The 18692-nt window shown below is 66.0% G+C and carries 17 protein-coding genes and 1 riboswitch; of the genes, 10 read left to right on the forward strand and 7 right to left on the reverse strand.

The genetic code is table 11. The annotated features are described in order from the left end of the window. Positions 1-88: 88 nt before the first annotated feature. Positions 89-970: a LysR family transcriptional regulator gene (locus ACLQ2O_RS08780; protein WP_425829117.1), complete on the forward strand. Its 882-nt coding sequence runs from the start codon at positions 89-91 to the stop codon at positions 968-970. Between the two features lie 10 nt (positions 971-980). Continuing rightward, a riboswitch (ZMP/ZTP riboswitch) is annotated at positions 981-1059 on the forward strand. A 21-nt stretch (positions 1060-1080) separates the two neighbouring features. After that, positions 1081-2154 (forward strand): 5-aminoimidazole-4-carboxamide ribonucleotide transformylase, encoded by a 1074-nt coding sequence (locus tag ACLQ2O_RS08785; RefSeq protein ID WP_425829119.1) that lies wholly within the window; start codon positions 1081-1083, stop codon positions 2152-2154. A 27-nt stretch (positions 2155-2181) separates the two neighbouring features. Here the strand turns inward: ACLQ2O_RS08785 and ACLQ2O_RS08790 are convergent, their stop codons facing one another. Further along, entirely contained in the window at positions 2182-2616 is a 435-nt protein-coding gene (locus ACLQ2O_RS08790) for an HAD hydrolase-like protein (protein WP_425829120.1), read from the reverse strand. A 203-nt stretch (positions 2617-2819) separates the two neighbouring features. Beyond that, positions 2820-3794, reverse strand: a complete 975-nt coding sequence (locus ACLQ2O_RS08795) for an aldo/keto reductase (protein WP_425829122.1) — start codon at positions 3792-3794, stop codon at positions 2820-2822. Positions 3795-4441: 647 nt separating this feature from the next. On the opposite strand from ACLQ2O_RS08795, the gene ACLQ2O_RS08800 reads away from it, so the two are divergent. The 4 genes from ACLQ2O_RS08800 (at position 4442) to ACLQ2O_RS08815 (ending at position 8489) form a co-directional block, all read left to right on the forward strand. After that, on the forward strand, positions 4442-5518 hold the full coding sequence (locus ACLQ2O_RS08800; RefSeq protein WP_425829124.1) for a DUF262 domain-containing protein: 1077 nt from the start codon (positions 4442-4444) through the stop codon (positions 5516-5518). Next, positions 5518-6465, forward strand: coding sequence for a hypothetical protein (locus tag ACLQ2O_RS08805; protein ID WP_425829126.1), 948 nt, complete (start codon positions 5518-5520; stop codon positions 6463-6465). The genes ACLQ2O_RS08800 and ACLQ2O_RS08805 overlap by 1 nt, the downstream gene beginning before the upstream one ends. A gap of 525 nt (positions 6466-6990) precedes the next feature. Then, positions 6991-7203: a hypothetical protein gene (locus tag ACLQ2O_RS08810; RefSeq protein WP_425829128.1), complete on the forward strand. Its 213-nt coding sequence runs from the start codon at positions 6991-6993 to the stop codon at positions 7201-7203. A gap of 89 nt (positions 7204-7292) precedes the next feature. Beyond that, complete coding sequence (locus tag ACLQ2O_RS08815) at positions 7293-8489, forward strand: restriction endonuclease (protein ID WP_425829130.1); 1197 nt, start codon at positions 7293-7295, stop codon at positions 8487-8489. A gap of 41 nt (positions 8490-8530) precedes the next feature. On the opposite strand, the gene ACLQ2O_RS08820 is transcribed toward ACLQ2O_RS08815, so the two are convergent. From ACLQ2O_RS08820 to ACLQ2O_RS08830, 3 genes are all read right to left on the reverse strand, one after another. After that, positions 8531-9151 carry a hypothetical protein gene (locus ACLQ2O_RS08820; protein ID WP_425829132.1) on the reverse strand — a complete coding sequence of 207 codons (621 nt, stop codon included), beginning with the start codon at positions 9149-9151 and terminating at the stop codon, positions 8531-8533. Beyond that, positions 9148-9507, reverse strand: coding sequence for a hypothetical protein (locus ACLQ2O_RS08825; protein ID WP_425829134.1), 360 nt, complete (start codon positions 9505-9507; stop codon positions 9148-9150). Before ACLQ2O_RS08825 ends, ACLQ2O_RS08820 begins: the two co-directional genes overlap by 4 nt. Positions 9508-9640: 133 nt before the next feature. After that, the gene (locus ACLQ2O_RS08830; protein ID WP_425829136.1) at positions 9641-10777 is read right to left on the reverse strand and encodes an epoxide hydrolase family protein; all 1137 of its coding nucleotides are present in this window, start codon (positions 10775-10777) and stop codon (positions 9641-9643) included. A gap of 61 nt (positions 10778-10838) precedes the next feature. Here ACLQ2O_RS08830 and ACLQ2O_RS08835 point away from each other — a divergent pair, with 61 nt between their 5' ends. Then, a complete protein-coding gene (locus ACLQ2O_RS08835) occupies positions 10839-11807 on the forward strand; it encodes a helix-turn-helix transcriptional regulator (protein WP_425829138.1) in 969 nt (322 codons plus the stop codon). On the opposite strand, the gene ACLQ2O_RS08840 is transcribed toward ACLQ2O_RS08835, so the two are convergent. Next, positions 11804-12847: an alpha/beta hydrolase family protein gene (locus ACLQ2O_RS08840; RefSeq protein WP_425829140.1), complete on the reverse strand. Its 1044-nt coding sequence runs from the start codon at positions 12845-12847 to the stop codon at positions 11804-11806. The genes ACLQ2O_RS08835 and ACLQ2O_RS08840 overlap by 4 nt on opposite strands. A gap of 52 nt (positions 12848-12899) precedes the next feature. Continuing rightward, complete coding sequence (locus ACLQ2O_RS08845; RefSeq protein ID WP_425829142.1) at positions 12900-13700, reverse strand: hydroxypyruvate isomerase family protein; 801 nt, start codon at positions 13698-13700, stop codon at positions 12900-12902. Between the two features lie 85 nt (positions 13701-13785). On the opposite strand from ACLQ2O_RS08845, the gene ACLQ2O_RS08850 reads away from it, so the two are divergent. From ACLQ2O_RS08850 to ACLQ2O_RS08860, 3 genes are read left to right on the forward strand one after another with little or no spacing between them, the layout of a single operon-like run. Next, complete coding sequence (locus ACLQ2O_RS08850) at positions 13786-15891, forward strand: family 10 glycosylhydrolase (RefSeq protein WP_425829144.1); 2106 nt, start codon at positions 13786-13788, stop codon at positions 15889-15891. Continuing rightward, the gene (locus tag ACLQ2O_RS08855; protein ID WP_425829146.1) at positions 15891-16733 is read left to right on the forward strand and encodes a 2-hydroxy-3-oxopropionate reductase; all 843 of its coding nucleotides are present in this window, start codon (positions 15891-15893) and stop codon (positions 16731-16733) included. Before ACLQ2O_RS08850 ends, ACLQ2O_RS08855 begins: the two co-directional genes overlap by 1 nt. Further along, entirely contained in the window at positions 16730-18652 is a 1923-nt protein-coding gene (locus ACLQ2O_RS08860; protein ID WP_425829148.1) for an alpha-amylase family protein, read from the forward strand. Before ACLQ2O_RS08855 ends, ACLQ2O_RS08860 begins: the two co-directional genes overlap by 4 nt. The last annotated feature ends 40 nt before the right edge of the window (positions 18653-18692 follow it).

An 18692-nucleotide genomic window follows, 5' to 3' on the forward strand; every position in this document is an offset into this window, starting at 1 on the left:
CTGACCTACCTCGGCGGAGTACTCCTCGCCGCCATGATCACCCACCACCGCATCCACAATTAGCAGACACGCCCTAGACTTCTGAGTCATGGAGCTTCGCCACCTGGAACACTTCATCGCCGTCGCCGAGCAGAAGCACTTCACCCGCGCCGCCGAGGCGATGTCGATCTCCCAGTCGGGCCTGTCCGCGTCCATCCGCGCGCTCGAACGCGAGCTCCACGCGTCCCTGTTCGTCCGCAACACCCGCAGCGTCGAGCTCACCGAGGCCGGCCGCGCCCTCCTCTGCGAGGGCCGCCGCACCCTCGCCGCCGCCGAAGCCGCCCGCGACGCCGTCGCCGCCGTACAGGGGCTGGTCCGCGGTCACCTGACCGTCGGCCTCGAGCAGTGCCTCGGTGTGGTCGACGTACCGGCTCTCCTCGCGAAGTTCCGCTCCGCCTACCCCGGCGTTGAGATCGAGGTCCGCCAAGCCGGCTCCACCCCCATGCTCGACGAAGTCGCCTCCGGACGCCTCGACATCGCCTTCGTCGCCACCGCCGGTCACCCCGTAGACGGCCTCGACCTCCGCCCACTCTCCAGAGAGTCCATGGTCCTCGTCTGCGCCCCCGACCACCGCCTGGCCGGTGCCGCCGAGGTCGCCCTCCAGGACCTGGCCGGCGAGTCCTTCGTCGACTTCGACCGCACCTGGGGCGCGCGGGCGATCTCCGACCACGCTTTCGCCGCCGCCAACGTCGCCCACCCCGTCACCATCGAGGTCAACGACGTCCACACCCTCCTGGCCCTCGTCGCTCACGACCTCGGCGTGGCGCTCGTCCCCGAACGCATCGCCGCCAAACGAGGCGACCACAAAACCGTCCCCCTCGCCCCCGGCGCCGCCTCCGCCTGGCAGGTCTCGGTAGCAGTCCCCACCAGCCCCGCCGCCAGCCTCACCGCCGACGCTTTGATCGGCATGCTCCCGACGACCCGTACGTAGTCGCTAGGCTGTCGCCCATCGCGACTGGCGAAGGTGGATCACCACCGGGGAGCGAGTACTGGTAGGCGTCGTCCGCCTGGGCGCCTTCGGACAACCCTCCGGAGGCCCGCATGCAGTTGCGCTACGGCACCAACCCTCACCAGTCCGCCACCGTCGAACCCGTCCGGGCCGGCCGTACGCCGTACCGGCTGATCGCCGGCGAACCGTCGTACATCAACGTCCTCGACGCCCTCACCGCCTGGCAACTCGTCCGCGAGGCGAGCAAAACCTTCGACACCCCCGCGGCGACGTCGTTCAAACACGTCTCGCCGGCGGGCGCCGCTCTGGCGGCCCCCATCGACGCCGCGATGAGCGCGACGTACGGCCTCGACGCCGTCGTCGGTCCCGTGACCAGCGCGTACGTGCGCGCCCGCGACGCCGACCCGAAGTCCTCGTACGGCGACTTCATCGCCGTCTCCCACCCGGTCGACGCCGAACTCGCCGATTTCCTCCGACGCCTCCCCAGCGACGGCATCATCGCCCCCGGCTTCGACGAGGGCGTCGTCAGCACCCTCGCCGCGAAGAAGCGCGGAACGTTCCTCATCCTCGAGGCCGACCCGGCCTTCGAACCGCCCGCGGAGGAGGTCCGCGAGCTCTACGGCGTACGCCTCACCCAGCAGTACGACGCCCTGCCGCTGACCCGAGCCTGCCTCCCGGACCCACTCCCCGAAGCGGCCGCCACCGATCTCCTCCTGGGCCTGATCGTCCTCCGCTACACCCAGTCCAACTCCGTCGCCTATCTCCGCAACGGCATGACCATCGGCGTCGCCGCCGGCCAGCAGTCCCGCATCGACTGCACCCGCCTGGCCGGCCAGAAAGCCGACACCTGGTGGCTACGCCGCCACTCCGAGATCCTGGCCGGTTCGACACACCCCAAACTCTCGGACCGCATCACCCACCAGCTCAGCTCCCTGGAATCCCTCGACCCAGCCCAGAAACGCACCTGGCTGGCCGAACTCACCAACGTCGCCATGACTTCGGACGCCGCCATCCCCTTCCGCGACAACATCGACGAGGCCCACCACCACGGCGTCCGCTACATAGCCGACCCCGGCGGCTCCCTCCACACCCCCGAAATCACCGAAGCCTGCCAACAACACGGCATAACCCTCACCCACACAGGCATCCGCCTCTTCCGCCACTGACTCACTGGCAGACAGTCGACTCGAAGGTCACACCTGGCCGGCCAGCTTCTTGATCGCCCGTACGACGGCCGCGGTGTCGCGCAGGTCCTCGAAAACCGCATCTGCTCCCTCGGCCTGCAGGACGTCGAGCGAGTCGATGCCGGTGGCAACACCGATGACCTGTGCGCCGCCTCTTTTCGCCGCACGAACGTCCCGGGTCGTGTCTCCGATCAGGACCGTCGACTTCTCGTCGAAGGTGACCCCGTACTTCGCGTTCGCCCGACGCTGTGCGTGACCGACCAACTTGGGCCTGTCGACGTCGTCGGACCCGAATCCACCGATCCCGAAATCGATGAACTGGTCCAAACCCAGTGCTGCCAGCTTGGAACGGCCGTTCGGAGCGATGTTCCCGGTGAGCACCGACTGGTGGATCGAGTTGTCGGCAAGGATGACGCTCAGAGCTTCTCGAGTCGGTACGGCCATCGGTCTGGATCGAGGCCGCGGGCGCGCGCCCGGTCAGGTGCTCGAACGCGCGCGCGTAGATCTCCTTGCTGACACCGGCGTTCTCGATCAGCGTGTGATCGACGTCCCACAGCAGCAGAATCTGTCCGTTGCCCATGCGGGGAAGTATTCCAGCGAGCGTTCCGCCCACCCGGCGATGACTCGGGTGGGCGGAACAGGCACTCCTACCAGGCGTAGTCCTCCGGGGAGGTCTTGTAGCCCGGGAAGATCTCGTCGAGGCGGGCCAGCGCCTTCTCGTCCAGCTTCAGGTCGACCGCCCGTACGGCGGAATCGAGCTGTTCCATCGTGCGCGGGCCCACGATCGGGCCGGTAACAGCCTTCTGGTGCAGCAACCACGCGAGCGCCAGGTCGCCCGGCTGGGTGCCGAGCTCGTCGGCGAACGCCTCGTACGCCTCGATCTGCGGGCGCAGCTTCTCGACGGTCTCCTTCGCGCGGCCCTCGAGCCGGCGTACGCCCTCGTTCTCCTTGCGGATCACGCCGCCCAGCAGACCACCCTGCAGCGGCGACCACGGAATCACGCCGAGGCCGTAGTACTCGGCCGCCGGCAGCACCTCCCGCTCCACGTCCCGCACGATCAGGTTGTAGATCGACTGCTCACTCACGAGCCCGGTGAAGTTCCGCTTCTCGGCAGCCGCCTGGGCCTGCGCGATGTGCCAGCCGGCGAAGTTCGACGAGCCGGCGTACAGGATCTTGCCCTGCTGAATCGCGACCTCGATCGCCTGCCAGATCTCCTCCCACGGCGTGTCCCGATCCACGTGGTGGAACTGGTACAGGTCGATGTAGTCGGTCTGCAGCCGCTTCAGCGAAGCGTCCAGCGCGCGCCGGATGTTGAGCGCCGAGAGCTTGCCCTCGTTCGGCCAGCCCTCACCCATGTCCCCGTACACCTTGGTCGCCAGCACCGTCTTGTGCCGCTTCACCGGGTCCTTGGCGAACCACTCCCCAAGGATCTCCTCGGTCCGCCCCGGATAGATCGCCCGCCCGTACCCGTTCGCGGTGTCGAAGAAGTTGATCCCCTTCTCGTGCGCCGCATCCATGATCGCGTGGGAGTCCTCCACGCTCGTGTGAGGCCCGAAGTTCATCGTCCCCAACACGATCCGACTGACCTTCAGTCCCGTCCGCCCAAGCTGAGTAAAGTCCATGAGTCCCACCTTGCGCGCAGGACGCTCAGACTTCCAACAGAAGAATCCGCACAGTCCGATCACCTGAGCTTCTTAGTCCGCCACACACGTCCGACTCGGACTCGTGCCGGCTGGGACTCCCCCGGAAACATGGTCCAGCCAGTCCGCTAGTGGAGAGCTAGCTCGGGGCGCATGTAGCACATTGCGGAGTAGATCATGCGCCACGCGATTCGATTTGATCGGGGGGTCCGAGATCGACCTTCATCGGTGAACCGGCGGAGAAGTTCATCGAGTCCGTACTCGCATGTCTCATCTCGCCGAACGAGCCAAGCCGAATGAGTGCCGTGATGACACCACCGGTCTCTTGGCAGTTGCTGGCTGCGTTTGCCTCGCCCAGTTGACCAAATTTGAGACAGGCCGATCGACCGGTAATGGCCGAGTGTCCATCGAGCGGGCCAGTCCAAACGGTGTCACGTGGACCGCTCCCGCTTGCCGGCGGGAAGCATCGGATCTGGTCGGCACGCACCGGCAGGAGATGCGAGAACCCTGGCGATCAAACTGGGCGAGGAGTCGCCGATCACAAGAACTCTAGAACCTCTTTTCTCCAACAGGAAACCGATGTATCGTCTCCGCGTTACGCATGAACCACGGATCTGCGGGTTCGATCAGTGATTCTGCTCGACTATCACACTGGAAAGCTACCGAGCAAGGCGAGAGAATTGACTGAAACAAAAACACGACTCATACGCGGAACTGGCACGCAGACTGCCGGCTGGTTCCTCGATCTCCGGTCCGCGGGGCGCCTCGATCTGGATCCTCCATACCAGCGAAGGAGTGTATGGAACGTCGGCTTCCAGCAGTTCTTCATCGATTCTTTGATCCGAAACTACCCCGCACCTACTATTTTTTTGCAAGTCGACGTTTTCGTCGATGAGCCGACTATATACAGAGTAATTGATGGCAAGCAACGGTTAACATCGTTGATCGAGTTTCGTGATGATAAGTTCGCAACGCCTGACTCGCTTGAGGATATAGGCCTGGCGGGCCTGTATTATTCGGAACTGGCGCAAGAGATTAAGCTGCAATTACTTGAGTACATCTTTACTGTCGAACAGATCCGACAGGCCTCTCCTGGAGAACTCAATCAAGCTTTCGATCGACTGAATCGGAATGTGGCCCGACTGAACAAGCAAGAGCTGCGTCATGCTCGTTTCGAAGGTGCTTTCATTCGAAAAGTTGAGCAATTCGCGGAGCACCCGTTCTGGGTACAGATTGGTCTTGTGACCCCCGCGCGGATCCGTCGCATGCAGGATGTCGAGTACATCTCCGAACTTTATGTGATCTCCCTCGCCGGAATCCAAGAAGGCAAGGACTATCTCGAAGATATTTATGCAGAGCATGATCGGGAGATCACAGGTGAAAGCGAAGCTGATGCGAACTTCTTTGCGGTTCAGGACTTCTTAGCGAAGCTGGATGCCGTTTATCCGATAAAGACTACAAGGTTCTCGAATGTCGCTGACTTCTATTCATTATGGGCAGCCCTCAGCCAAATCATATCATCTGGGTCTGATTTCCCAGATGTTGGCGATGTCGCTGACAGGCTCGCGGAATTTTCTGATGAAATCGAAGCGCAGCGCAGCCGACGGTCAAACACATATCGTATCGCGGCCGTGCAAGGTTCAAACAAGAAGGCCAATCGAGAGTACCGGGCGAAGTGTCTGACTGAAATCCTGATGAGCAGTTGATGTCGGCAACAATCCCGTCGCTCTTCCGAGAAGCTTTCGATAGCCTCGCCTACGAACTGGATGTCGGCCGAAATTATCTCGAATCACGATTGCGCGCTGAGTTGGACGACCTGAGCCCAGTGACAATCAAAGCGCGAGTCAAGGAAGCGCGATCTGCTTACGCTAAGCTCCAAAGGGGCGAGCTCAGCAATCTGATGGATATGGATGACCTGATCGCAGCTCGTGCCGTGTTCCTGCACCCGACAGAGGTTCGCCAAGCAATATCGGCATGCGCGTCGATATTCCCTGTGCTTGAGGAAAAGAATCTCGATGTCGGTAAGCCGGACGATTTCAGGTACCAGCAACCGCATCTGATAGTCGCCTTCCCTACGGACTACACCGATAGACGAGAGTCACTGCAGGGCGTAAAAATAGAGATCCAGTTCACCACTTATATCCAGCACGCGCTCCAAGAGTCTACGCATGACGTCATCTACAAAGGCGAGCGTTTCTCCTGGAGGGAGCATCGGCTAGACGGCCGATTGCGCGGGCTGCTTGAGATTGTAGATGATGTTCTGGAGAATTTGCAGAACGTTGCAAATATTGATACTGATCCTGACTATCGAATCTTCGATGACCGTAATCGCATTATCGAGTCTGCGCGACGCCTGTGGGTAGCCGAGCAGATGCCCACAGATCTGCGACGATTCGCCATCACGGTGGAGGATCTCTTGAGACTCACGAAGCTCACGGTCATCGAATGGGAGGCGCTTGCTGATCGGTCGCGAGATATTATAGATGCCTATTCATTGACCACAATCGATAAAGTCATCGGTGTAATCGCCCGATATCACTCAGATGCTTTCGTCTCAGGTCTGAAAAAGAGAAAGATTGTCGTGAGCACGGAACTGGAAGAACTGGTTCCGGAGGCGAAACGAATTCCAAGGGACAATAGAGTCTTGTACTAGCTTCGAGAAGGTTCTTGCTGGCCTGGTCGTGGCAGGATTGGATTGAGTGATTCGTTTAGGAATATATCTGTACGCGCGGCACACGAGAGTGTCGAAGGTGGATTCGCATCCAAGGATAGTGAGCGGCCCTAGATCGCTGATGCTCGCGTTACCAATGATGACGCAAGATGGCCGGTTGTTCTAGCCGGCTGCGGCCGAGCCGGACTTGGAACTCGCTTCCGTCAGGCCCCCGGCACGGTGGATCGTGAGGAGCTAGCGGACGGTCTGTCTGATGTTGTTCGCCTTGCGGACGTGATCGAAGTCGACCGGGCGGCGGTCGCTTGGCGAAAGATGTGGCCTCACGACGTGGTCCGGGGAGCCGCAACTCGGTCCGAATGGGTAACTGGCGGACTTCAGCGTTAGGAAGATGCCGAAGAACGGTCCTCGACGTCATGTTTCTGACATGCGGTTTCCGACATCCGTTCGACCTCCACGGGGGTGGGCGCGGCTGCTGATACTGAAGGCGGCTGGGCTGGAGGAGGAGTCGTGACTAGTGTCGAGCAGAGACGGGTGCGGGTCTGGTTCGGTGACCACGTGATCGCCGACTACTGCGCCGAGGCCGCCCTGGCTGAGCGGTACGCGGAGGCGATGGAGCGACGGTTCGCCGGGTTGCAGGTCACCAACGAGGTTGTGTCGGGCGACGGCTCGACGGCGCGCCCCTTGCCCAACGAACGCCTCTGGGACATCGGGCCGCAGTAGCCCGTACGGCGGCCACCGGGATCCCGGGGCTGTGCGTCGGTTGCGCGTGGCCACGACAGCTGATCTCGATCCGCGGGTAGTCTGCGGTCGTGAGCGCCGGACCGATCTTTCCCTTCGCTGCGCTGCCGTCGGCTGACCTCATCGTCGATGCTGTCTATGCGGGCGGTACCGCCCGCACCGCCGGAGATGATGCGCTGGCGCGGCTGCTGCCGGTTGGCAATCAGGGCGGATTCAGGCCCAAGGGCTCTCCTCGCGAGGGCACAGTTCTGGTCGCTGCCCTGTACACCTCCGGGACCGAGGTCGACTGGCCCGACGTTCTCGATGCGCAGACGGGTGTCTTCACGTACTTCGGCGACAATCGGCAGCCAGGGCGGGAGCTGCACCAGACGCAGCGCGGAGGGAACCTGCTGCTGCGCGACGTGTTCGAGTGGAGCCACGGCACGGCCGCAGACCGTCGGCGCGTCCCACCTTTTCTGCTCTTCCACAAGGCCGTGCCCGGACGGAGCACTGCGTTCAACGGCTTGCTCGCCCCGGGCGCGGAAGCGCTGACCAGCGACGACGACCTGGTCGCGATCTGGCGCTCGACCGGCGGCCAGCGGTTTCAGAACTATCGGGCACGGTTCACCGTCCTCGACGTCGGTCACATCTCGAGGGCGTGGATCACTGACGTCCTGGCGGGCCATGCCTACGAGAGTGAGCACTGCCCAGCAGCGTGGAGAGCGTGGGTCGACGGTCGGGTCTACACGCCGTTGGAAGCTCCCGCGACGACGACTATGAGAAGCAAGGGTCAACAGCTCCCCGACGACGCAGCTGGGCAAGCGATGCTGGCCGAGATCCGCAACCGGTTCAAGGACCGTGAGCACGACTTCGAGCCGGTGGCGGTGGAGCTGTGGCGTCTGGTCGCACCTGCCACTGGGCGGTGCGACGTCACACGTCCGAGCCGCGACGGTGGGCGGGACGCGGTGGGAGAGTACGTGCTGGGACCGTCGTCCGACCCGATCACCCTCGACTTCGCCCTCGAAGCCAAGTGCTACAGCCCCACCACTCCGGTCGGGGTTCGGGATGTCGCCCGGCTGATCTCGCGCATTCGGCATCGTGAGTTCGGAGTGTTCGTGACTACTTCCTACATCGCTGCGCAGGCGTACTCCGAAGTACGTGGCGACGGCCACCCGATCGCGTTGATCTGCGGACAGGACATCGTCGACGCGTTGAAGGCGCACGGGTTCACCGACGCCTCGAGCGTTCGCGGGTGGCTCGATGCCAGGGATAACGGCCTTCGGTTGTAGGCCGGGGCCCTCTCGCTTGTCGGCCGGTCGGGTGGTGGCGGTCAGCGGGTTGGTGGATCGTTTGGGCGGTCGCGTTCAGGCGGTCGGCGTACAGAGCCTGGTGGTGCGGTGGGCGGAGCGGCTCCGGGAGGTCTGGCGGCGCCGCGTGGAGATGGGTTGCCTTCGATGCCTTTGAGCGCCTGGGTCAGATCCGCCGGGAGTGGCTGACGGATCGGGGCGATGGCCGATGATGCGCCGAGGTGGTTGAGAGTTTGGAGTCTGGCACCTGTTGTCCGCTGCAGGCGGCCGGCGGCGACATCGAAAGGCCTGTTGTGTCCACGGTGCTCGAAGCAGACGACTTCGCGGTACGGCGTGCCGCCGTCTTCCGCCTCGAACTCGCGGTAGATCAAGCGGTGGGAAGGTCCGAGAGTGTGGTTTCCGCGGGTCTCCGGAAGCACCGGCAACTTGATCTCCGCGCAGTCGCTGAGGTCGTGGGCCATGAAACCTAGGCGTTTGCCGTCGAAGTCCGCCTCTTCGCCATTGGCGATGGCACGAAGGCCGGCGCGGAGGGCGCGGTACTCGCGGTGGCGTAGACCGCCGGTTTGTTGAGTTGCGGCGGCTCGCTCCAGGCCGCGCAACTGCTGCAAGACCTCGGGGCTGACGAGGAGACGGTAGGGCGTCACTTCGGCTTGCGGAACTCGGAGTCGTCGAGGTCCTCGTCGAGGTCCCAGCCGAGTTCCGCCGCCACTTCTTCGATCGGAACCGAGGGGCCGCCTGGGTTCTTGAGGCGGTGGCGCGCTACGGAGTAGCTGGCATCGAAGCCCTCCTCGTCGGTGCTGGCCTCGACGAGCGCACGCCAGACCTCGAAGGGGATGACGACGCCCTCGGGCTGACCGGCGTCCCCGAAGATCAGAGGGTCGGTGGCGCCGGACCGGAACAGGCTGAGGAACTGCGCGAGGTTCTGTGATGCCGCGGGGGTGGACAGCACCCAGACCGAGTCTCCGCCGGGGAGCAGGTGCTGGGTCTCGTCGGAATCCATGACCGGTCCTTCCAGATTGTCGAGCGTCGGCATCAGGATAGGAGGGATCCGCGGCTCGCGAGGTGAGTTGTCCACAGGCCCGTACGACGACCGAAGGCCGGCCCGAGCGGGCCGGCCGGTCGGGGAGAAGGGATCAGCGGAGGTTGGAGAAGAACTTGCGGAGGTCGGCGACCACCTCGGTAGGCCGTTCGAGGGCGGCGAAGTGGCCGCCGTCGGGGTAGGTGGTCCAGTGGACGATGTTGGTGTTGTCGCGGTCGGCCAGGGGGCGGATGGTTTTGAAGTCGTCGGCGAAGACGGCGACGCCGGTGGGGGCGTGGTTGGGGGCGGGTTCGGTGCCGGCATTGGCTTCCTCGTAGTGGTAGCGGCCGGCGGCGGCCGAGGTGTTGGTGAACCAGTAGAGCGAGACCTCGGTGAGGATCTGGTCGCGGGAGACCAGGCTGGTGCCGTTGCCGAAGTTGTTGAAGAGTTCGTTCCAGGCGAGCTGGCCGACCGGGGAGTCGGAGATGCCGACGGCAACGGTTTGGGGGCGGGTGGAGTTGATCGCGTTGTAGCCGCCGACGGACTGGAACCACTGCAGGTGCTCGAGCGCCGCGTAGTCCTCGCCGGTGAACTTCTCGAACTCGGCCGGGTCGCCGCTGGGGAAGGAGAACAGCTGCAGGACGTGCAGGCCGAGGAAGCCGGGAGGGTTCAGCAGGCCGAGCTCGCGGGAGATCATCGCGCCGGCGTCGGAGCCGTGCGTGCCGTACGAGTCGTAGCCGAGCCGGCGCATCAGCTGGTCGAAGGTCTTGGCGACCCGGGCCATCGTCCAGCCGCGGTCGACCAGCGGGGTGCTGAAGCCGAAGCCGGGGATCGACGGTACGACGACCGAGAACGCGTCCGCCTCTGAGCCGCCGTACGCGACCGGGTCGGTGAGTGGGCCGATCATGTCGAGGAAGTCGACGAAGGAGCCCGGGTAGGTGTGGATGAGTAGCAGCGGCGTCGCGCCCTCGACGGCCGACGGGACGTGCAGGAAGTGGACCGTCTGGCCGTCGATCTCGGTCAGGTACTGCGGGAACTCGTTCATCCGGGCCTCCTGCGCCCGCCAGTCGAACCCGTTCTGCCAGTGGTCGACGGTCTCGCGCAGGTAGTGGTTCGGCGTACCGAGGTCCCAGCTGTCTCCCGGGGCCGGCTCGGGGAGCCGGGTGTTGGCGAGGCGGGCCTGCAGGTCGTCCAGGTCGGCTTGGGCGATCGTGACGGTGAAGGGCCGGATGCTGTTCTCGTTGGTGTTCATGGCTTTACCGTAGAAGCCATATAGGAACACTGGATTCCTATTTGTGCGATGATCTTGAACCATGCGTGAGACGTCGTCGAGGTTGCTGTCCTTGCTGTCGCTGCTGCAGACCCGTCCGGCCTGGACCGGGGCCGAGCTCGCGGCGCGGTTGGACGTCAGTACGAGGACGATCCGCAACGACGTCGACCGGCTGCGCGAGCTCGGGTACCCGATCGACGCGACCCGCGGGCCGGCCGGGCACTACCAGCTCGGGATCGGGGCCAAGATGCCGCCGCTGCTGCTGGACGACGAGGAAGCGGTCGCGGTCGCCGTCGGGCTGCGGACCGGTGCGGGCGTCAGCGGAATGGAGGAGAGCAGCGGGCGTGCGCTGGCCAAGCTCGAGCAGGTCCTGCCGCACCGGCTCCGGCGGCAGGTCAACGCGATCCACACGACGCTGACCAAAGGCCCGGACAACACCGGGTCGAACGTGCCGGATCCTGAGGTCGACCCGATCGTCGTGACCACGATCGCGGCCGCGATCCGCGACGAGCACTACCTGCGCTTCGAGTACGCCGTACCGGATGACGATCCCGGGTTCCCGATCCTGGTCGAGCCGTACCGGTTGATGAGCTGGCAGCGGTACTGGTACCTCGTCGCGCGCGACGAGAAAGGGGCCTGGCGCACCTATCGCGTCGACTGGATGACGTTGCGGATGGCAACCGGTCGCCGGTACCAGCCGCGGCCGATGCCGAACGACGACTACACGGACTTCGTCCTGCGGGACGTGGCGACGACCGGCTGGAAGGTGCACGCACGGATCACGGTCTTCGCCTCGGCCGACGAGGTCCTGGCGCGCATCCACGCGGCGGTCGGGATCGTGGAGCCGGTCGACGACCAGACCTGCGTCCTGGTGACCGGCGCGGAGTCGCTCGAGGTCGTTGCCGTGTACATCGGCATGCTCGGGATCGACTTCCACGTCACGGCCCCGGCGGCGCTGGTCGAGCACCTGCGCACCATCGGGCAGAGGTATCTGCAGGCAGTTCAGCCCTAAAGCCCGTGCTGCTTCAGGAACGCGACTGTGCGGCCCATGGACGTCGGCCAGGCGGGGCCGAAGGCGTGTTCTTCGCCGGGGTAGGTGTACATCGACGCCGTCGCGCCGGCTTTCTTCAGGGCGGCGAGGGTTTTGGTGGACCAGGCGATGGGGCAGGTCGAGTCGGCGGTGCCGTGGTGGATGAGGACCGGGTCGGTGACCTGGTCGAAGAAGTTGATGGCTGAGAGGTTGCGCCAGAACGTCGGGTTGGCGGCGGGGGAGCCGTGGGCTCGGGTGATGGCGGCGGCGGTGGCCGTGTTAGGGCGGGTCCAGCGGTTGAAGTTGTCGACGGCGTCGGGGCTGACGGGGGCGAAGACGACGCCGGCTTTGACCAGGCCGGGTTTGGTGGTCAGGACGTTGTAGGTGACGCCGCCGCCCATCGAGCGGCCGAGCATGCCGATGCGGGCGGGGTCGACGTACTGGGAGGTGCGCAGGGCGAGGACGGCGTTGATCGCGTCCTCGGTGTAGCCGATGCGGACGTTGACCTCGCTGGACGGGTCCTTCGACGACTGCGCGTGGTTGCGGTAGTCGGTGTGCAGTACGACGTACCCGCGGCGCGCGAGGTAGTCCTGCTCGCGCATCAGTCCGCGGCCGTTGGTGTAGATCGACAGGTCGATGTGCCCGTGGTTGAGCACGAGCGCGGGATGCGGCCCGGGTGTCGACGGGACGTTGAGGATGCCCGAGATCGTCAGCGTGCCGCTGGGGTAGGTGACGAAGTACCTCGTGTACGCCGCGTTGCGGGCCAGCACGCGGCCGATCCGCAGCGGCCCGCCGGTGAACTTCTTCGCCGCCAGGGCCTGCAGCGACACCGGGTCAGGGGCGGGAGCAGCGGGTGTCGACGGAGGAGCAGATGAAGGAGGGACGGATGACGGAGCAGGTGTGGAGGTGACCGCCGTACTGGGAGAGGACGCAGGGGGTGCCGCGTCGTCCGTGGTCGTGCAGGCGACAGCAGCCGTCATCCCGAGCGCGGCGAGCCCCGCCCACGTCATCCGCCGGTTCATCTGTCCAGTCTGCCGGGAGCGGCAGAAAGCGGAGCGAAAATCCGCACAACGATCAGAGCCAGGTCAGGCTGGAGGCCGTGTCGACGGTCGGCTTGTACTCGGCCGCGACGACGCCGTGGTAGCCGCTCAGCTTCAGCGCGTCCAGGACCGCGGCGAAGTCGATCGATCCCGAGCCCGGTTCGCCGCGGCCGGGGGAGTCGGCCAGCTGGACATGGGCGAGATCGGCGCCCACCGCCGACGCTGTGGAAACCAGGTCCACTCCGTTGCTGCCGAGGTGGAACGTGTCGAAGAGCAGCGACAGGTTCGGCACGTCCTTCAGCGGACCGTCCAGCAACCCCAGTACGTCGGTTGCCGTCAGCAACGGATAGCGCCCGTTCAAGCCTGAGGTCAGCGGCTCGATCAGCACCGTCCCGCCGAAGCCGGCGACCGCGGACGCGGCCGAGCGGATCGCCTCGACGGCGCAGGCCTGCTGCTCGGCGGGAGACCAGCGGTCGTCGAGCTGCCCGTACAGGAGGTTGAAGAGCCGGCAACCGGTCCGCTCGGCGATCTCCACCATCTGGGAGATGTTCGCCGCGAGCTCCTCCTGGCGGTCGGGGTGCGAGGCGATGCCGCGTTCGCCGCCGGGGATGTCGCCGCCGGAGAAGTTCAGCGCGCTCAGTGTGACGCCCGCTGACTTCAGCGCGGTCACCAGCAGGTCGATCTCGGCCGGTGACGCGGTCGGTTCGGGGAAGGGCCACCACGACTCGACCAGGTGGAATCCGCAGCGCGCGGAAGCGGCGAACCGGTCCAGGTAGGGCAGTTCGGTGAAGAGCATCGACACGTTGGCGCTGACCTCGAAGCCGCGGAAGTCCATGAGAAAAGGCTAGCACCAGCTCTTGCCACTCATGCAATCTTGTCTAACAATCTTCACCACAGCCAATCCCAGGAGGAGCCGCCGCATGCGCACCGATCCTGACCAAGCACCCCTGAGCGCCGACGTGACGCCCGAGCGGACTCCGGACTGGCCGGAGCGGGCCACCCGCTGGGCGCAGATCACGCTGGCCGAGGACGACCCGCTGCACTTCGACGCCGACTTCTGGCTCGGACTGATGCGCGACAGCCGGTCGAACGCGACGTGCATCAGCGCGGGCGGGTACGTCGCCTACTACCCGACGCAGCTCGAGTACCACTACCGCAGCCGGTTCCTCGGCGACACCGATCCGTTCGGCACGCTCGTCGACGGCGCGCGGGAGCTCGGGATGAGCGTGATGGCCCGGGTCGACCCGCACGCGATCCACGCCGACGCGGCCGCGGCGCACCCCGAGTGGCTGGCCCGCGACATCGACGGCAACGCGCTCGAGCACTGGGCGCACCCGAACATCTGGCTGACCTGCGCGTTCACCGGCTACCACCGCGAGTTCATCACGGAGGTGGCGCGCGAGATCGTCCGCGAGTACGACGTCGACGCGATCTTCGCGAACCGCTGGGAGGGCTACGGCGGCATCTCGTACAGCGACGACGCGCGCAGGTCGTTCCGCGACGAGACCGGGCTCGACCTGCCGGCCGGCGAGCACCAGGAGAACTGGCACGAGTACGTCGGTTGGCGCCGTCGGCAACTGAGTCGCCTGGTCTCGATCTGGGACGAGGCGGTCCGCGACCTGCGCCCGCACACGCGTTTCATCCCCAACCTCGGCGCGCTCGCCGCTCGCGACCTGGACCGCGCGCTGGTCGAGAAGCACTACCCGATCTTCTTCATCGACAAGCAGGGCCGCTCCGGCATCGAGGCGCCGTGGGCCGCCGGACGCAACGGCAAGCGCAACCGCGGCGTCTTCCCGGACCGCCCGGTCCGGCTGATCACGTCGGTCGGTCCCGAGCACCACCAGTACCGCTGGAAGGACTCGGTCGCGCCGGCCGAGGAGGTGAAGACCTGGATCGTCGACGGGTTCGCGCAGGGCGCGCTGCCGTGGTTCACCAAGTTCAACGCGAGCGTTCCGGACCACCGCTGGGTCCCGCCGATCGTCGACGCGTTCAATCTGCACGCCAAAGTCGAGCCGGTTCTCAAGGATCTCCGCATCACCGCGGAGGTCGCGCTGCTCGACCCGACGCGGGCCGGGCAGCTCCGGACGCCGGACGGCCTCGGCCACGAGGACGGCTTCTACCAGGCGCTCGTCGAGGCGCGCGTCCCGTTCGAGTTCATCTCCGACCAGGAGCTCACGCCCGCCAGGCTCGAGCCCTTCAAGGTGATCGTGCTCGCCAACGCCGAGCAGCTCGGCGACGACCAACTCGCGGCTCTGAAGGCGTACGTCGAGGCCGGCGGCTCGCTCGTCACGGCGTACCAAACCTCCCTGTACGACGAACGCGGCCGCGCCCGCGACGACTTCGGCCTCGCGGACGTGCTCGGCGTGCAGCTCAAGGAACCAGCCCGCCAGGTGAAGAACAACTACATCGCGCTCACCGGCGAGCACCGGCTCAACCAGGGCTACGAGGGAACGACCCGGATCATCGGCGGAACCCACATCCTGGGGGTCGAGGCAACCGGCGACGCCCAGGTCCCGTTCCGCTTCATCCCCGACTTCCCGGACCTGCCGATGGAGGAGGTCTACCCGCGCGAAGCTCCGGACCGTCCCGCGGTGATCTGCCGCGAGCACGCCGGCGGTGGGCGGACCGTGTACTTCCCGTTCAACCTCGGCGCGATCTTCTGGGAGGCGCTGCAGAGCGACCACGGCCAACTCGTTGCCAACGCGGTGTCGTGGGCCCTGGGCAAGCATCCCGAGGTCACCGTCGAGGGCGCCGGGCTGGTCGACCTCGCGGTCCACCGAGGGGCCCAAGAGGTGGCCGTTGCCCTGGTCAACCTCACGAACCCGATGGCGATGCGCGGCCCGATCCGGGAGACGTTGCCGTTGCCTCCGCAGACCGTGTCGGTCGCCGTACCGGGCGACAAGGTCAAGGCCCGCCTGCTGGTCGCCGAGGTCGACGTCGAGGCAATCGTCGAGAACGGCCGGGCGGTGGTGACGATCCCGACCGCGGGGCTGCTCGAGATCGTGCACCTGGACTGGAGGTCGTGATGCGGATCGGGTTCGTCGGCCTCGGGGTGATGGGTACGCCGATGGCAACCAACCTCATGGCCGAGGGCCACGACTTGTTCCTGTACCGCGGTCGTGAGGGGCTCGGCGGCACGCACTGCAGGTCGGCAGCGGAGGCGGCAGCGGAGGCCGAGGTGGTGATTCTGATGTTGCCGGACACCCCCGACGTCGAGAACGCGCTGTTCGGTGACCAAGGTGTTGCCGAGGGCATCAAACCGGGGACGTTGGTGATCGACATGAGCTCGATCTCGCCGACGGCGACCAAGACGTTCGCCCAGCGGATTCAGGACCAGGGCTGTGAGTACCTGGACGCGCCGGTCTCGGGCGGCGAGGTCGGCGCGCAGCAGGCGACGCTGACGATCATGGTCGGCGGCAAGCCCGACGTCTTCGCCCGAGCGAAGCCGCTGTTCGAGACGCTCGGCAAGAACATCACGCTGATCGGCGCCATCGGTGCAGGCCAGACCGCGAAGGTCGCCAACCAGATCGTCGTCGGGCTGACCATCGAGGCGGTCGCGGAGGCGCTGCTGTTCGCGGAGAAGGCCGGCGCCGATCCCGCAGTGGTGAGGCAGGCCTTGATGGGCGGGTTCGCGCAGTCGCGCGTCCTCGAGCTGCACGGCGAGCGCATGGTCAACAAGACGTTCGATCCCGGCTTCCGAATCCGTCTGCACCGCAAGGATCTCGCCCTGGCGATCCAAGCAGCGGCCGAGCTCGATCTCGCCCTGCCGAACACGGCCGCGACGCAACAGTTGATGAACGCCGCGATCGCGGACGGCGACGGGGACCTGGATCATTCCGCGCTCTACAAAACGCTGAGGCGATCATGAGCCGGCTGTGGTGGCACGACCCGTTCCGGATGTTCCAGACCAACCTGCGCGAGATCGACGCCGGCCTGGACGTCGACGAGGTGCTGAACTACCTGGTGGAGTTCGGCGCCGACACCTGGCTGCTGAGCGTCGGCGGGATCCTGTCGAACTACCCGACCGACCTCGACTTCCAGACCCGCAACCCGTATCTGACCCAGCGCCCCTCGGGTGATCTCGTCGGCGACGCGGTGAAGGCGGCCGGGCGGCGCGGGATCCGGGTGATGGGCCGGATGGACTTCTCCAAGATCGACCACCGCCGGGCCGAGCAGCACCCGGACTGGTGCTTCGTCGACGCGGCCGGCGATCCGCAGGTCTACAACGGACTGACCAGCGTCTGCCCGAGCGGCGACTACTACCAGGTGAAGCTGTTCGACGTACTCGACGAAGTGCTCGACCGCTGTCCCGTCGACGGCTTCTTCTGCAACTGGATGTCGTTCAACGAGGTCGACTACAGCCGGGCGTACCGCGGTGTCTGCCACTGCCTGTCCTGCATGAGCCGGTACGCCGAGTACGCGCCCGGCGAGAGCCTGCCCGAGGACAAGGAGTCGCCCGGGTACGAGACCTGGCAGCGGTTCGCCCGGGAGATCCTCGCGGACTTGACCGGCCGGATCCGCGATCACCTTGCGCGGCGCCGTCCCGAGGCGCCGCTGGTGCTGGGCGACCGTGCCGACATCGTCTTCCACGAGGCGAACAACGCCGTCGGCCGGCCGCTGTGGCACCACCGCACCAGCGAGGCGGTCAGCTCCGCGAAGACCTTCCGCCCGACGGTCCCGGTGCTGACCAACTCGGTCGGCTTCGTCGACATGCCGTACCGGATGGCCGGCGAGGAGCCGCACCACTTCGCGCAGTACCTGGTGCAGGCGATCGCGCGCGGCGCCAATCCCTCGACGTACATCATGGGCACGCCGAGGGAGAACCCGTACGAGTGCCTCGACATCGCAGGCGAGCTGACCCGGTTCCATCGCGATCACCACGACGTCTACCGCGAGCTCGTGCCCGCGGCCAGGACGCTGCTGGTCCGGCCCGACCAGTTCAAGTCGGGAGCGACCCGGGAGTTCCAGGGGCTCTACCTCGCGTTGCTGCAGCGGCACGTGCCGTTCGACGTACTGCCGGAGGAGCGGCTCGGCGACATCGAGCTGAGCCGGTACGACGTGGTGGTGCTGCCCGATCTCGGCCCGCTCAGTGATGCGTCGGCGCTCGACCGGTACTGCGCGACCGGCGGCGCGGTGGTTGCTACGGGCAACAGCGGGGTCGTTGCCGACGAGATCCAGCTGGAATGCCTACCGGCTCGAAGGCGCCTGGCCAGTCACGACACCGAGGAGGCTGTCCGGTCCCTGCACCTGCGGACCGAGTACGGCGTCGTACCGGTGGTCGGAGCCTTCGACCTGGTCGAGCCGTCGCCGCAGGCCGAGATCGGTCAGAGAGCGCTTTCGCGCGCGCCGTACGGGCCGCCGGAGAAGTGCTACGGGCATCTCGAGCTGGAGCACGCGGGACGCCTGCGGGCGTCGTACGGGGAAGGGCGGGCGGTGATGCTGCCGTGGACCGTCGGGCGGGCGTACCGCGAGGTCGGACTGAGCGCGTATCGCGAGCTGGTGGTCGACGAGGTGCTGTGGGCGGGCGGGCACCAGGTCGGGACCGGGCTGCCGGAGCAGGTCGAGATCGTCGTCGGACAGTCGGCCGCCGGGCGGGTGATCCACCTGCTGAACCGGTCGGGGGATGCGGACCAGCGGTTCGCCGAGCCGCTGCCGATCGGGCCGAGCTGGATCCAGGTGCCGGACGCCGAGGAGGCCCAGCTCCTGCGCGCCGGCGTACGGCTGCCCGTCGTCGACGGACGGGTCGAGCTCCCCGCGCTAGGGCTCTTCGACGTCCTTGTCTTTTGACAAATTGTCAAACAACTATGCATGACCTCTTGACCGTCAT

The sequence above is a fragment of the Kribbella sp. DT2 genome (assembly GCF_049844575.1).
Taxonomy (GTDB): domain Bacteria; phylum Actinomycetota; class Actinomycetes; order Propionibacteriales; family Kribbellaceae; genus Kribbella.

Bases quoted from the DNA above. Each gene is read 5' to 3' on its own strand.
- ACLQ2O_RS08780 (WP_425829117.1), top strand. From the start codon at position 89: ATGGAGCTTCGCCACCTGGAACACTTCATCGCCGTCGCCGAGCAGAAG.
- ACLQ2O_RS08785 (WP_425829119.1), top strand. From the start codon at position 1,081: ATGCAGTTGCGCTACGGCACCAACCCTCACCAGTCCGCCACCGTCGAA.
- ACLQ2O_RS08790 (WP_425829120.1), bottom strand. From the start codon at position 2,616: ATGGCCGTACCGACTCGAGAAGCTCTGAGCGTCATCCTTGCCGACAAC.
- ACLQ2O_RS08795 (WP_425829122.1), bottom strand. From the start codon at position 3,794: ATGGACTTTACTCAGCTTGGGCGGACGGGACTGAAGGTCAGTCGGATC.
- ACLQ2O_RS08805 (WP_425829126.1), top strand. From the start codon at position 5,518: ATGTCGGCAACAATCCCGTCGCTCTTCCGAGAAGCTTTCGATAGCCTC.
- ACLQ2O_RS08825 (WP_425829134.1), bottom strand. From the start codon at position 9,507: ATGGATTCCGACGAGACCCAGCACCTGCTCCCCGGCGGAGACTCGGTC.
- ACLQ2O_RS08830 (WP_425829136.1), bottom strand. From the start codon at position 10,777: ATGAACACCAACGAGAACAGCATCCGGCCCTTCACCGTCACGATCGCC.
- ACLQ2O_RS08835 (WP_425829138.1), top strand. From the start codon at position 10,839: ATGCGTGAGACGTCGTCGAGGTTGCTGTCCTTGCTGTCGCTGCTGCAG.
- ACLQ2O_RS08840 (WP_425829140.1), bottom strand. From the start codon at position 12,847: ATGAACCGGCGGATGACGTGGGCGGGGCTCGCCGCGCTCGGGATGACG.
- ACLQ2O_RS08845 (WP_425829142.1), bottom strand. From the start codon at position 13,700: ATGGACTTCCGCGGCTTCGAGGTCAGCGCCAACGTGTCGATGCTCTTC.
- ACLQ2O_RS08850 (WP_425829144.1), top strand. From the start codon at position 13,786: ATGCGCACCGATCCTGACCAAGCACCCCTGAGCGCCGACGTGACGCCC.
- ACLQ2O_RS08855 (WP_425829146.1), top strand. From the start codon at position 15,891: ATGCGGATCGGGTTCGTCGGCCTCGGGGTGATGGGTACGCCGATGGCA.
- ACLQ2O_RS08860 (WP_425829148.1), top strand. From the start codon at position 16,730: ATGAGCCGGCTGTGGTGGCACGACCCGTTCCGGATGTTCCAGACCAAC.